Annotated in this window: 9 protein-coding genes; 1 reads left to right on the top strand and 8 read right to left on the bottom strand. The window is 50.7% G+C overall.

Going from position 1 to position 14041, the window contains the following annotated elements; translation table 11 throughout:
* Positions 1 to 66 precede the first annotated feature (66 nt).
* Positions 67 to 831, top strand: a complete 765-nt coding sequence (locus QMO62_RS24840) for a helix-turn-helix domain-containing protein (RefSeq protein ID WP_284645192.1) — start codon at positions 67 to 69, stop codon at positions 829 to 831.
* Here QMO62_RS24840 and QMO62_RS33280 read toward each other — a convergent pair.
* From QMO62_RS33280 to QMO62_RS24795, 8 genes are all read right to left on the bottom strand, one after another.
* Positions 813 to 3032: an alpha-L-fucosidase gene (locus QMO62_RS33280; protein ID WP_348651725.1), complete on the bottom strand. Its 2220-nt coding sequence runs from the start codon at positions 3030 to 3032 to the stop codon at positions 813 to 815. The two genes, QMO62_RS24840 and QMO62_RS33280, sit on opposite strands and share 19 nt — an antisense overlap.
* Before the next feature lie 78 nt (positions 3033 to 3110).
* Positions 3111 to 4343, bottom strand: a complete 1233-nt coding sequence (locus tag QMO62_RS24825) for an alpha-L-fucosidase (protein ID WP_284645190.1) — start codon at positions 4341 to 4343, stop codon at positions 3111 to 3113.
* A 27-nt stretch (positions 4344 to 4370) separates the two neighbouring features.
* On the bottom strand, positions 4371 to 5642 hold the full coding sequence (locus tag QMO62_RS24820) for an ABC transporter substrate-binding protein (protein WP_284645189.1): 1272 nt from the start codon (positions 5640 to 5642) through the stop codon (positions 4371 to 4373).
* A gap of 137 nt (positions 5643 to 5779) precedes the next feature.
* Positions 5780 to 7777 carry a carbohydrate binding domain-containing protein gene (locus QMO62_RS24815; RefSeq protein ID WP_284645188.1) on the bottom strand — a complete coding sequence of 666 codons (1998 nt, stop codon included), beginning with the start codon at positions 7775 to 7777 and terminating at the stop codon, positions 5780 to 5782.
* A gap of 175 nt (positions 7778 to 7952) precedes the next feature.
* Positions 7953 to 8846 carry a carbohydrate ABC transporter permease gene (locus QMO62_RS24810; RefSeq protein ID WP_284645186.1) on the bottom strand — a complete coding sequence of 298 codons (894 nt, stop codon included), beginning with the start codon at positions 8844 to 8846 and terminating at the stop codon, positions 7953 to 7955.
* A gap of 9 nt (positions 8847 to 8855) precedes the next feature.
* Entirely contained in the window at positions 8856 to 9815 is a 960-nt protein-coding gene (locus QMO62_RS24805) for an ABC transporter permease (RefSeq protein WP_284645185.1), read from the bottom strand.
* 105 nt (positions 9816 to 9920) lie between these two features.
* Positions 9921 to 11540, bottom strand: coding sequence for an extracellular solute-binding protein (locus QMO62_RS24800; protein ID WP_284645184.1), 1620 nt, complete (start codon positions 11538 to 11540; stop codon positions 9921 to 9923).
* Positions 11541 to 11781: 241 nt separating this feature from the next.
* Positions 11782 to 14025 (bottom strand): helix-turn-helix domain-containing protein, encoded by a 2244-nt coding sequence (locus tag QMO62_RS24795; protein WP_284645182.1) that lies wholly within the window; start codon positions 14023 to 14025, stop codon positions 11782 to 11784.
* Positions 14026 to 14041: the final 16 nt, after the last annotated feature.

The raw sequence follows: 14041 nt of genomic DNA, 5'->3' as shown, positions 1-14041 counted from the left end.
AAAGGAGGTATCCCCCTGATTACGCAGTATATCACGTATTTTGACGATAAAATTCCGAACTGGCGCATGCTGCCGCAAACCGTAAATGAGAATATCCTTATTCTGGTTGTTCAAGGGAAGCTGCAGTATACGATTAACCATGCTACGGTGATTGCCGAGAAAGGCGACCTGGTCTTCATTCCGAAAGGAACCTATCGCGGTGCGGAGAACTACGTGAAGGAGCCCCATCAGAAATTTTCGGCCTTGTTCCATCACCTCATACCTTCGGGTACGGTTCCCTTATTGGACAAGCTTGCGTTCACGAAAACCAAAGTAAGAAACTTTGAATATATCAAGAAACGGTTCGAGGCTTTGCATCGCGAACATTTGGAAGGCAAACCGATGCATCGCTTTATCGGCTCCGGAATTTTGCAGGAATTGATAGGGATAGCTAGCCGTGACGTTGAAACCGGAGAAATATCCCCCATGAAGTGGCAGCAATCCGGCAAAATTCAGCAATACATTACGGCTAATTACCGCCGTACGATACATGCAAGGGAATTGGCGGAGCAGATTGGGCGATCGACGAATTATACGATATCCTTGTTCAAAGAAGTAACTGGACAAACTCCCGTCCAATACCAAAGGCACTTGCGCATCACGGAAGCCCGTAGCCTGCTCTTGAACACGGCGATGACCATTGCCGAAATATCCGAATATCTCGGCTTTTACGATAGCTCCTACTTTTACCGGACCTTCAAGAAGGAAACGTCGCTTTCTCCCTCCGCCTTTATTGCCTTGTGCGAAAAGGATCCGGCGGGGGAGCCAGATCCTCATTCTTCAGCCGTGTGAAATATGGCAAATCTTCGTATCACCGGCATACCGATCGATTGCAGCGTCCGAAACCGAAGCTTCTCGACTGGAACCGGAGCAAATCGATCGATCTTCTTATGGCCGATTGCGCTCCCCTGGAAGATAGGAATCCACTCTCCGGCGAACTCCGCTTCAATCACATACGATGCTACGCGTTCGCCGTAATGAAGGTCTTCCATCAAGATGACATGATCCACCATCTGTGGCCCGGAGAAGTTCACAGTCATCTCGCTGCCTTGTCCGGATAAATCGACCAACGGATTGGCGAATCTTCGCTGCACCTCATCATGAAACTCGGCAACACGCCGGACATCCTCTTCAGGGATCAGCCCCCGAACATCCGGAGCGACATTCAAAAGCAGGTTGCATCCGTGTCCGACGGATAGGTAATACATATCAAGCAGTTCGCTTAGCTCATGAATTTTGCTCTCTTCGTTCGGATGCCAGAACCAGCGCCGTTTGCGCAGCGGAACATTGCATTCCGCCGGAATCCATTCCAAGCGGCCGGGCTGGTGCTTCGATTCCACCGTGTTCCAGCACGGGTATGGTGCGACACCCAGTTCGTTGCCGATCCAACGAACCGTCGGCTTCCCCATGTTCACCCGCATCGCTTCCGGCTGATATCGGATCATCAGCGCCGTGAAACGCTCCCAGTCGAAGGTCCTTCCTTCCGAGCCGGCACCGTCGAACCAGATTTCAACAATCGGCCCGTAGCCCGTCAGCAGCTCCGTAAGCTGCTCGGCATACATGTCATCGTAAGCGGCTTGATCCTGATAGCAAGGAGCGTGCCGGTCCCATGGGGATATATACAGGCCGAACAGAAGCCCCTCCTCCCTGCAGGCCTCCGCCACCTCCCTAACGACGTCGCCCTCCCCGCTCCTCCAGGGACTCGACCTGACGGAATAGTCGGTCGTTCGGGTAGGCCAAAGGCAGAACCCGTCATGGTGCTTGGCTGTCAGCACAAGATAGCGGAACCCGGCCCGTTTCGCTATCCGAGCCCACTGCCTGGCGTCAAACTGTTCCGGATGGAACAAGGAAGGCGGATCGGTTCCGTCCCCCCATTCTCTCCCCGTATACGTATTCAGTCCGAAGTGGCAAAACATCCCCAGCTCCAAATCATGCCAACGTACTTGACTTGATGCAGGCAGGGCAAGCCCCTTGGGGATGGAATCGACGGGCGGAGGCTCCCCCTTACCGGCCTCTTGCAAACGGGACTCCTCCAGAGCCACCCTTGGCGACGATGCTTCGCCTTCCCCATCGGGACGGATCCATGCTTCCCAATAACGGCTTGTCTCCACATCGAGCTCCGCTTGGTCACTCAGCATATGATACCGCTGCTGCAGCTGATGCCGGTTCGATTCCCGGTAATGCTTGGGCGTCGAACCGAAGCTTCGCTTGAACATGCGCTGGAAATAATGAATATCCATGCCGATTTCTTGTGCAATTTGTTTGAGACTTAGGTCCGTCGTCGCCAGAAATCGCTTTGCCCTCTCCATTCGGGCTTTCAGAATGTATTGCACGGGCGTCATGTTCAGCATTTTTTTGAAGAAGCGGTTGAAATAGTTAGGCGTATAATTAACTACCTTGGCTAACTCCTCCACCGTAAGCGGTTCTCCAAGCCGCACGTCGATATAGGACAAAAGCTGGTTCAGAAGAGTCGCATTCGGCGATACCGACAGCTGAATGCTCTGCGGGTTGCAATGCCTGACATAATAAGAGAAGATCTCAAGGAATGCAGCCTTGGCCTGCAGCGGGGAATACGGCTCATGGCCGCGATAAGCGGTTAATAGGCTCCGGAATAGGCGCTCCACATAGACGGTGTCTGGAATTTGTACATAAAAGGGCACGTCCAACAGCTGCAGCAAGTGCAGCTCCCCTACTTTGGCCGTGAAGTGGCACCAATATTTCGTAAACGTATTGTCATTGACGGAAGCGAACGATTGCACCACCCCCGCAGGCAATATAAACAGCTGCCCCGGTCCAGGGTAATATTCTTTTCCGCGTATTTTGATCCAGCCTTCCCCATCCACAATAAAATACATACGGCAGTAATTCGGAATCTGGTTCATGCTGCGCCAATTGGAAGAAACCTTGGTGCAATCCGCCGCAGAAATATCGACCTGCATCTGGTCGAAATAGCTCCGGATGAGAGTCTCTTCTTGTGCATTCTGCCCGATCAATGAATTTCCTCCTTCCGTTCATCATCACGTATAAAAGGCAAAGCCTCCCGCCATCGGAAGGATGGCGGGAGGGCTGGATTACAGCTGCTCCGTTATACAAAAGGCGGATAGTTTGCGAATGACCGGCTCCTCTACGCACTCCGTAATCCGAAGTCGCAACCGGTTCGTACGGATCGCCGGAAAACGGTCGATCTTCTTATGGCCGACGGCGCTGCCGCGAACCAGCTCCGCCCACTGGCCGTCCTGCTGCGCTTCGAGAATATAAGACCTAATTCGTTCTCCATGGGCAATGTCCTCCATCAAGATCGCATGATTGATTTCGGTCTCGTTCGTCCAAGCAAGCTCAACGGTTTCCCCCTGACCGGAGGCTTCCGCAATCGGGGAGGAGAATCTCCTCCGGATCTCATCGCCGAGCTCCAGTACGCGCCGTACATCGGCCTCCGGGAACAATCCGCGCACATCGGGGGCGACGTTAAGCAGCAGTACGGTGCCATGCCCTACGGAGCGGTAGTAAATGTCCACGAGCTCCTCCGTCGAGCGAAGACGATCTTCATCGTCCGGCCGCCAGAACCATCGCCTCTTACGGATCGGTACATCGCACTCAGCAGGCACCCAAGCCGAGGTTTCCGGCAGCCAAGTCAGCATGCTCTTCGTAAACATGCTGGTTCTCGCCGTCTCCGCCGTGTTCCAGCACGGATAGGGGGCAACGCCGTCCTCGTTGCCTACCCAGCGGATCGTCGGCGCTCCCATGTTGAAGATCATGGCCTCCGGCTGATGTGTCTTGACCAGCTTCATGATTCTCCGCCAATCGTACTCCCGTCCTTCGGAGCCCGCGCCGTCGAACCATACCTCCACCAGAGGACCGTATTGCGTGAGCAGCTCCGTCAGCTGCTCCGCGTAGAAGTCGTTGTAGGCCGCTTCGTCAGAGTAGCATGGCTCATGACGGTCCCAAGGGGATACATAAATCCCGAAGCCTATGCCCTCGGCCCGGCAAGCCTCGGCGCATTCCCTTACTACATCGCCTTTCCCCTTTTTCCACGGGCTCGAAGTGACGGAATAATCGGTAGTGCGGGTCGGCCAAAGACAGAAGCCGTCATGATGCTTCGCGGTCAACACGAAATACTTGAACCCGGCCTGCTTCGCCGTGCGCACCCACTGCCCTGCGTCCAGCTCTGTCGGATGGAACAGCGACGGGTCATCCGTACCATCACCCCATTCTTGGCCCGTAAACGTGTTGATGCCGAAGTGGCAAAACATGCCAAGCTCCATATACTGCCATCTCTGCTGTTCGAGAGTAGGTGTTGCTAACATTGCGGATCGCCTCCCTTCCGTGCCGTTCTATTTAACGATCAGCTTCTCCATGTGCTTGACCAGCTTCTCTTCCGCTTCTCTCAGGGCCGTGTTGGTATCTTTGCCCTTCACGATTTCCTGTAACGCTGTAATCATAATCCCTGCGGCACCATAATTCTGGTAGCCCTTCACTCGTTTGATCTTGAACGCGGCACTCGCGTTTTTCTCCTTCAAATACGGTAAGTTTTGACCAAACATACTTTGAATTTTTCCAGTTTGCAGCACGGTGATCCCGGCGTTCTTGGAAAGCTCCTCCTGCACTTCATCCGAAAGAGCAGCCGTTATCACTTGGAAGGCCGCATCCTTGTTCTGACTCATGGAAGTGACGCCGAGCACAATCGCTAGGGCTTCCGTCCCTTTATCGGGAGCTTGCGTGTGAACCGGATAAGTGACGACGTCCCAATTCAAATCAGTGGCGTCCTTAAGCGACGAGAACAGGTTCGATCCGAAGAGCATCGCTACCCGCCGCTCCTTCAAGAATTGATCAATCGCTTTATTGTCAAAGACAATTTCTTCATTTCCCGGAATTCTGTAGATGTTATGCATCGTTTCCAGCACTTGCTTCCAGCCTTCGTTATTCACGGCAGGCTTCTTTTGGTCGTCGAAAAACTTGAGCTCCAACTGGCTTGCGGGGATTTGGGGCCCGTTCACCGGAAGCAGCCCCCGAAATTGCGTACCGTTCTCCATGACGGTAAGCTTTTTGCCGAGCTCAATCATCTCATCCCAAGTCATACCGTCCTTCGGATATTCCACGCCGAATTTGTCGAATATATCTTTGTTGTAATACGTAACGTAAAAGCCGGAGTAGAAAGGAAGTGCCGGAAGATAAGCTTCGCCGCTGGTTGATTTGATGGAATCCAGATATTGCGTATCGAACCTGCTCATATCCATGTTGAATTTCTTAATAAACGGGTCCATATTGTCTAAGATCCCCAGATTTTTCATCTGAGGAAATTTATCCTGCCCGATGATATACAAATCCGGCTTAGCGCCGGAAGCCATCACTTCTTCCCAGTTGTTCGAGGCGATTTTCTCGAAGGTGATATTCGGAAATTTCGCTGCTACGGGCTTTTCAACATACTCCTTGAAATTTCCGTCCGCATAAGGCGGAACAACGATGGTCAGCGTAACCGGCTTGTTGTCGACAACCGGTACAGCATCAGGACCCGATTTCGTTTCCTGTGCGGCGGGGGTGCCGCTGCACCCGGCTAGCGAAACGCCCACTATGGAAATTAGCAATGCTTTCTTAGCTTTGTTCATTGATTTTCCTCCCCTTGTGCTTACTTTCATGCAACCGCAATCATCTTAACACGGGCTTGAAAGCATTCCCATAGTTTGGACTTAAGAGGATGGAATTGAACAATTCCAGGCAAGTTTTGTACAATATTCTCGTTCTCTTACTGCTCGTAAAGCTCTACATCATCCGCTAACCCATAGCCGGAGGAAGAGGGATTGTAAATAAACACCCGCATCGTCGTCGTCGAAGGCCCGGTCGTGAAGGTAATCTCCTTCTGCGTCCAGCTGGTGTCCATTATTTGCGCTGCCGACTGTTGATTGCCGTCATAAAGCTTGGCTCCAATGGATATGGTTTGCCCAGTCCCGGAAACTTTACCGTAGCCTCTTAGCTTGTAAGTAGTATTCGGCTTCACGGTGACCCACTGCTCGAAGGCCGAGCTGGGAACGACCTTGGCCGCCGCTTTGCCCGTGCGGACTTCGCCGGTGTTCGTTGTTAACAACGCACTGCCCCAATGATACCAAGGATTTTCGGTTCCCGCTTCAAAACCCGGGTTGCCGATCAGCTCCGGCGATCCGTTATATGCTCCGCGATGCGGAGGGTTCGCGGCCGATACAGGGTTGCCCCAGTAATCCTTACCGCCATTGTTCGCAATGACTGCCCCGTTCCCTAGCGCAGAAGAGCCGGTCATAAGCTTATAGCCGTCCAGTCCATTGATGCCCGTTCCGGTGCCGGGACTTACGAATCGCGGGTCGGCAGTAATCATGTTCGCATCCGGAATCGTTGAGGTCGTAGGCTTGTTGTTGCCGAAGAAGACATTGCTGTCATAGGTCCAAGACGTTTTTGCGGCATACGAGCCCGTGCCCAGGTTGTAGAAGATATTGTTCTTAAAGCTCGCCTGCCCGTTGCCTGTGGGAGCATTTCCGTTATTATTAATCAGCATATTATTCGCAATACCGCTGCCGACGTAAAACACGTTGTTATAGAACTGCATGTTCGTATAATTGCTGCCGCCGCAAACCGTGATCATCTGGTACTTGTCATTCTGGCTGACGTTGTAGCGGAAGATGCCGTCCGAAACGGAGCCGTTCGTTTCATTCTGGCAAATCAGCACCGTCCCGCCCTCATTGTCATGGCTGTAATTGTATTGGAAGATAAGACCTTTCGTTCCGTTGTCAAAATCGAATGCCATTCCGTCCTTGATCGTCTTTCCGCCTGATACCTCATTGTATTGATAAAGCGTATAGTCCCCGTTGTAGGTCCACATGCCGGCATTATAATCCACCATTGCCTCGTTAAAGCCATGAACCCTGTTGTATTCAACCAGTGCGCCGATTGAAACATGGGGCACTATGCCGTCTCCGCTCACATGCAGCACCTGATTTCCTCGAATGACCACATTCGTTGCCGGTGTCCACGGAATTTGCGGATTAACCGTCCCGCCCTGCTGAGCTCGGCTCCCCCAAGCCGAGTTGACCATGATTCCGGTACGGGTTACGTTTTCGATCTTGTTATTTTCGATCAACACCTGATCGAATTTGGTTACCCGATTGGGCTGTCCGTCTCCTCTGCGTTTTACGACAACATTGATTCCCGCACTGCCGTTCACCGTCTTGATATGCTGTCCGTTAATGTCATGAATGTACAGGTCGTGCAAACGAATATTATGAAGTGTTGCCACATTCGTAATGTCCGTTACCGGTCCGGCCATGTAGTCCTCACCGATCACTTCGACCCCGCTTCGTGCCGTTGTCCCTTGGGTGGCCGTTTTGTTCGTAATTTCGAGGTGACCGACGTCCCAATGCTCCTGATTATAGAGCATGACGACATTCCTGGCCCCTTGCCCTTCGATCAAAGGGTTCGAACCTGTTCCGTAGCGGCTTATTACGATTGGATTGCCCGCCGCCCCCGATCCGAGAGGATGCAGCGTGCCGGTCCAACGTTCCCCCGCTTTCAGCAATATTTGATCCCCCGGCTGGAAGGTGACCGCATTCACCTTGGCCAGCGACTTCCAAGCCTTCGCAGCCGTAAGCCCGTCATTCGTGTCGCTGCCGCCTGTCGCATCCACATAATAGGTCGTATTGTCCGCCTGGGCGGCGGTCCCGAAAGCCAAGCAGCAGATCAGTACAACACCAGTGAAAGCCCAATTTTTCCATTTCATAACTTTGCCTCCTTCGAATTTGTTCTTGTCGCAGCATCGTCAGAACATCTTGTTAACATTTCTTTCATCCTATGGCCTTTTCTGCGGCACCACCCCCTTTCCCGACACAAGACAACGCTTACATTTCCCGATGGGAGGAAGCCGTGAATCCTCTCCACGGCTCTCCTGTGTAACCTTAACCCTTTACTGAACCAATCATAACTCCTTTGACAAAATACTTCTGCAAGAACGGGTACAGTATAAGCATAGGTACGGATGCAACGATAATGACGCCGTATTTGATTTGCTCCGCCGCCTTCTGACGCTGCAGCGCCTCCATGGAGACCTCCAGCATCGAATCCTGGGCTTCGTTCTGAATCAGGATGTCCCGCAGAATCATTTGCAGCGGGAACAGCTTCTGGTCGCGAAGATAGATAAGCGCTTGGAAATAGCCGTTCCACTCCTGCACGGCGCTGAATAGAGCGATAACCGCAATGATTGGCATCGAAAGCGGTAAGACGATGCCGGTAAAAAACTTGATGTTGCTGCAGCCATCGATCGAAGCCGCTTCGAAGAGCTCGTCGGGAATCGTCTGTTGGAAAAAGGTTCTAACGATGATAAGTAAGTAAACACTTACCGCACCCGGAATGATGAGTGCCCACATGGTATTCAGCATACCGAGATCCTTTACTAGTAAATAAGTCGGAATCAAGCCGCCTTGGAAAAACATTGTGAAGATAATGATCATCATGAAGAAGTTTCTGCCAACCAAGTCTTTGCGTGATAAAACATACCCGGCTGTAATGGTCATCGCCGTCTTCACAATCATGGCCGCTAGCGTGTAAATAAGCGAATTCTTATAACCCAACATAATCCTAGGGTCGGTGAATATCCGTTTGTAGCCTTCAAAGGTAATCTCCTGCGGGAGGAAAAACGTTAACCCTGAATTGACGGCATCGGGGTCGCTGAAGGAGGAGATAACCATAAAGTAAAGAGGGTATAGGATCACCAGGGAGACTACGACGAAAAAAAGATTGTTCATCCAATCGAACAGCTTATCGCCTCTGCTTCGGTTCCAAATCTGATTCATTGTATCCCCCTACCACAAGCTCGCTTGCTTCAGCCTTTTAGCTAAAGAATTCATAGCGATCAGAATAATAAAATTCGTAACATTATTAAATAATCCGATAGCCGCGGAATAGCCGAATTGCGCTCCGACAAGCCCGGTTTTGTACACATAGGTTTGAATAATTTCCGAGGCCTGGGCGTTCATTGGATTCTGCATCAAGTAAGCCTTCTCGAAACCAACGGTCATGAAAGAACCCATATTCAGTATGAGCAGAATCATAACGGTGGGCATAATACCGGGAATGTCGATGTGTAAAATCCGCTGAAGCTTGCTCGCTCCGTCCATAATCGCCGCTTCATGCAGCTCCGGATTAATCGAAGTCAATGCAGCCAAGTAGATGATCGTGCCCCATCCCGCATTCTGCCACACATTGGACCAAACAAAGATGGATTTGAACCAAACCGCGTCAGCCATAAAATGGACCGTGTCCAGCCCCAAGGCAACCAGCCCTTGGTTGATCAAGCCGTTGCGCGGATTCAAGAACAAATACAGCATACCGACAAGCACGACCATCGATATAAAATGCGGAGCATACACGATCGTTTGTACGACCCGCTTATATTTCTGACTTAATAGCTGATTCATCAGCAAGGCAAGAAGGACAGGAATGGGAAAAAGCACAAGCTCGTATAACGATATCAACAGCGTATTTTTCAGTGTGATTATAAACTGGGCCGAATCGAAAAATCTTTCAAAATGCTGTAGCCCAACCCAAGGACTATTCCAGATGCCTTTGCTTGGACTAAAGTTTTTAAAGGCAATTTGCAATCCGTACATAGGTCCGTACTGAAAAATGACGAAATACAATAGCGTCGGAAAAAACAAAAGATACAACTGATAGTTTTGAGCGATCTTGACAAAGGTTCGATTCCTAGCCTTCCATCCCGTCCGCACACTGCTTGCCTTGGTATGACCGATTTCAGCGGACATGCTGCTACCTCCTTCATGATACGGCTGTTTACATTACCGGCCGGAAGATACGGGCGGGCACCCCGAACGACGAGATCTCCGGTGTGCCCTGCCCGGTTACTGATATTATTTTAATTTGTCGTAGTAGCTCTGCATCATTTGGGTATATTGATCGATCCCATACTTTTTCAGCTGCTCCGCCATCGCCTTCCATTCCCCCTCCGGGTTATCGCTGGAAATAATTTTAGCAAGGGCTTGATCCAAGTAGCCTTTGGCTTGCGTAACATCTACGGCGAATTGTTTAGCCTTTTCCGCATCTTCCTTGTTAAGCATGACATCGCGCGGGAAAATTTCTTTCGGCTGGAAAGGCTGATACATTTTGATGTAATCCGCCTTCTCCTTGCCTCCTTCGTTCTGCTTCATCTTATCAAAGGTTTCCTTCAGTACGGCTCCCGGCGCTTGAGCACCTGGACTCTCGGAATAGCGGAAATCGAGATCAGACATGCCCTCCGCCTTCAGAATTTCGAACATTCCGTTTTCTTCCTTCAGATTAATGCCGAACGGCCCCCAAGTCGCTTCCATACTTGTCTTCGGATCATAGATCAGATCGAACCATTGTAAAGTAGCCTCCGGATGTTTATTCTCCTTCGTGATCGAGAAGCCATGCGGGGTGTTATTCGGACCCTGCCGGTTCCAGCCCGCTTTGCCGCCCGGTCCCTTGAGCGGCGGCACGGCAACGTAGTCGGTCGTCGCACTGCCGAAGATCGCAGAGTTGGACCATACGAAATGTACGCCGACGATGGACGGATTACTCTTCTGCTTCGCCTGGTACACCTGCGCATTCTGAGTAAACAGCTCCGGATCCAGCAGCTTTTCCTTATAAAGCTTATTCATATATATCAGGAAATCTTTATTTTCCGGCAGGAGCGGAGCGAACGTCAGTTTCCCGTTCTCTACATGGAAGAAGGAGGCGTTCCCGCTCGGGAATGATTTGCCGAAGGCGCCGGCAAGCGATAAAGGACCTTGAATCGGATTTTTCATATCAAGCACGCTGAACGGAATCTCGTCCTTCTTGCCGTTGCCGTTCGGGTCCAGATCCCGGAACGCCTTTAACACCTCATAAAGCTCATCGGTTGTTGTCGGCATTTTCAAATTCAATTTGTCAAGCCATTTCTTGTTAATAAACATCGTGTCCGGCGTCGTATTCTCCAGCGTTTCCGAGATCATCGGGATCGTATAAATATGTCCGTCCGGCGCAGTCACGTATTTCTTGTACTCCGGCCTTTTCTCGAATAAGGCCTTGATGTTGGGCGCATATTTGTCAATCATACCCTCCAGCGGGATGATCTGCCCCTCCGAACCGTATCGGACAATATCATTGGTACCCATCAGATACGGACCGAAGAAGGCGTCAGGAAGATCGTTGCTGGCAAACAAGAGATTCATTTTCTCTACCGTGTCGGATGCCGTCCCGTAAGACCATTCGATCTTCACGTTCGACTTCTGTTCCATGTCTTTGAAAAATTTCATTTCATTGTAGTCTTTTTTTACTACGGGGTTTTTCTGAGCGAACATCCGCAGCTTGATCTGCTCCTTCAGCGGAAAGCTGACTTCCTTGCTGGTTTGGGCTGCGTTCGGCTCTCCGGACTTCCCTTCGCCGCCGTTCCCCTCCGCGCATCCTGCCAGCACGGCAGATACGGCAAGGAACGCAGACAGTGATACGATCCCCCACTTTTTCACCTTCATTGCTGTGACTCTCCCTTTGTCAGTAGATTTTGTTTGCCACCAATGATAGCGCTACCACTCATGGCCGTTTTACTATAACAATCCATCGCCGGATTCAACAATCAGCCAATTCAACATGAATATGCGAAACGGAAAACCCTCCGGAAGGGGCAGTATTTCCGCCCCCTTTTCATCTGTTTGGCTATTGTCTTTGTTGATTTGGCCCATATTTATTTCATTGGCAGATTGACTTATGAAGCCCCTACAATCCCGTTCTCCGGTAATCACGCGGCGTCACCCCGGTATGCTGCTTAAACTTTCGGATAAAGCTGGATACATCCGAATATCCGATCTTTACGACGATTTCCTGCAGCGACATATCTGTTGTCGTTAAAAGCAGCTTCGCTTTATGGATTCGCAGTTCATGCACATGGTCGGAAATCGTGACACCGCTTCGTTCCTTAAATACTCTGCGAATATGGGAAGCGGACCATGAGAACGATTCCGCCATTCCTTGAACGGAGAAATGATATTCCAATGCGTGAGTCTCCAAATATACGAGCATGCTTTGGTACAGCTCTTGCTCCGCCGAACGGGAATGAATACTTTCAAACTCACCCGCCGCAAACGAACAAACGTCCATAACTACCTGCGCATACTCGTCGAAGCTGCCCAGCTGCGTGAGTGCCATGACATCCAGCTTCGGGCCGGATTGATATTTGCCGCCACAGGTTTCCTGCATCGTTCTCCAGACCATATTCGTAATATCCGTACACAGGTAAGTCGCCATAAATAGGGTCGTGCTGTTATCCCGAATTTTATCAACCAAGAGCCCTGCTATGCGCATCACCTCAGCGGACTCCTTCCGTTTCAGAGCTTCCTTGAGTTCCTGCATTTCCGATGCGGGGTACCAGACCTGCTCTACTCTCGCAGCCGAAGCCTCGTGAAACATAATAACCCGGTTCTTGCCTTTGACCGCGGAGTATTGAATGGCCGTGGACGCTTCGATAAACGATTTGTAGAGCTCGCCGATCTCTCTGTAAGCATTGCCTATCCCGATTGTCACGGGTCCGTTCAGCTCTGCCGCCAGCGATTGCCGGATATCGGACCATGCTTCTTCTGACCATAACCCGGCAGGGTCGACCGAGATGATACTTGCTTCTTTCCCGTCTTCCACCATGGTTACGAAATAGATCTCAGCATCATCAGGCATGCGTTCTTGCAATCGGGAGTACAACCGATCTCTGAAGTCGGACCCGTCTTCTATACGAGGATCATAATGAAGGATCACTACTTGGTATGCGGATTGGCCCAGCTTGAGGCCGACCGTCTGCCCGGCTTCATGGAAGGCCTCCTTAGTCTTAAACCGGCCTTTTAACAGTCCGGACAGCAGATGCTGCCGCATTGCCGGCTGCGCATGCTCCTCATGCCGGTTCAAACGGGATTGCATATGCTCGGCATACTCCATAATCGCCTTGATTTTATCGAAGCCGTGGGCATGCTGCATGGCGGACCCCCATCGCGCTTCACCGTGACGGATCAGCTTGAGCAGCGGTTTGTAGTTTAAACGCATCCCAAAGTATATGAAAACGGCGCCAAACAACAGGATCAACACCGCTGAAACAACGGATTTGTTCTTGATCTCATTGACAGGCTGCATCAATTCCTTATCGGGTACGATAGTAACGTAGGTCAAGCCAATCGTTCTCGATTTGGCGTACGAGACGTAATATATATTTCCATCCGTTTTTACCGTTTCGGTACCTTCCATGTCAGAGCGAAGGATCCGCTCAATAAAGACAACGTCCTTAGCCCCGATAGGCTGTAGGGAGGTCAAGATCCTTCCTTGTCCGTCTATCACGAACGTGTTGCCGTCACGGTATTTCATCAACGCTTGGAATAAATCTAAAATGGATTTCTCGTCTACGGTAAAAAGAGCGGTTCCCTTCGGATTCATACTGTTGAGGGGAATCGGCACCATGTACACAAACTGCTTGGTGTAGCTTCCCGAACCTTCATCCCTAGTGGCCAATGTCAAAGTAGGATGCTTCAGGTCGCCGATCGTTCGCTCAAAATCGGTCTCCTGCCACTCCTCAAAGCGGAAAATCTGATGAAAGAACGGCAGCGTATAACTACTGGAATTGGAGAAAATATACGTTCCGCCGTGAGGATAGAACAACAGCTCTCTAATGAAATTATTGCCGATTTCGTAATTCAAACGTTTACGCACCATTGAAATCTCATAAGGGTTTTGCGGTGGCTTCGTGCTGAAATCCGAGGAGTTCGATATTGTACCTGCGATATTCATAAATTCCCGAAATTTAGAATCTACAATATCGCTAACCTGAGTTAACACCTTGCGGTTCGCTTCAAATGCCTGCTCTCTCATTAAGTTGACGATATGCGAATATAAAGTTAACCCGATGACGAGGATTGGAATCCCTAGAACGAGAACATAGGATAATAAGTACCGGTAGAAAAGCGGCATTTTCCATCGCTTACGCATTTTGATTGTGTTACCC

The sequence above is a fragment of the Paenibacillus silviterrae genome (genome assembly GCF_030167925.1).
Classification (GTDB): Bacteria; Bacillota; Bacilli; order Paenibacillales; family NBRC-103111; genus Paenibacillus_G; species Paenibacillus_G silviterrae.
This window is presented reverse-complemented; position numbering and strand designations above follow the sequence as displayed.

Coding starts and splice junctions, on each gene's coding strand:
- QMO62_RS24840 (WP_284645192.1), top strand. CDS start 67: ATGCTGCCGCAAACCGTAAATGAGAATATCCTTATTCTGGTTGTTCAA.
- QMO62_RS24825 (WP_284645190.1), bottom strand. CDS start 4,343: ATGTTAGCAACACCTACTCTCGAACAGCAGAGATGGCAGTATATGGAG.
- QMO62_RS24820 (WP_284645189.1), bottom strand. CDS start 5,642: ATGAACAAAGCTAAGAAAGCATTGCTAATTTCCATAGTGGGCGTTTCG.
- QMO62_RS24815 (WP_284645188.1), bottom strand. CDS start 7,777: ATGAAATGGAAAAATTGGGCTTTCACTGGTGTTGTACTGATCTGCTGC.
- QMO62_RS24810 (WP_284645186.1), bottom strand. CDS start 8,846: ATGAATCAGATTTGGAACCGAAGCAGAGGCGATAAGCTGTTCGATTGG.
- QMO62_RS24805 (WP_284645185.1), bottom strand. CDS start 9,815: ATGTCCGCTGAAATCGGTCATACCAAGGCAAGCAGTGTGCGGACGGGA.
- QMO62_RS24800 (WP_284645184.1), bottom strand. CDS start 11,540: ATGAAGGTGAAAAAGTGGGGGATCGTATCACTGTCTGCGTTCCTTGCC.
- QMO62_RS24795 (WP_284645182.1), bottom strand. CDS start 14,025: ATGCGTAAGCGATGGAAAATGCCGCTTTTCTACCGGTACTTATTATCC.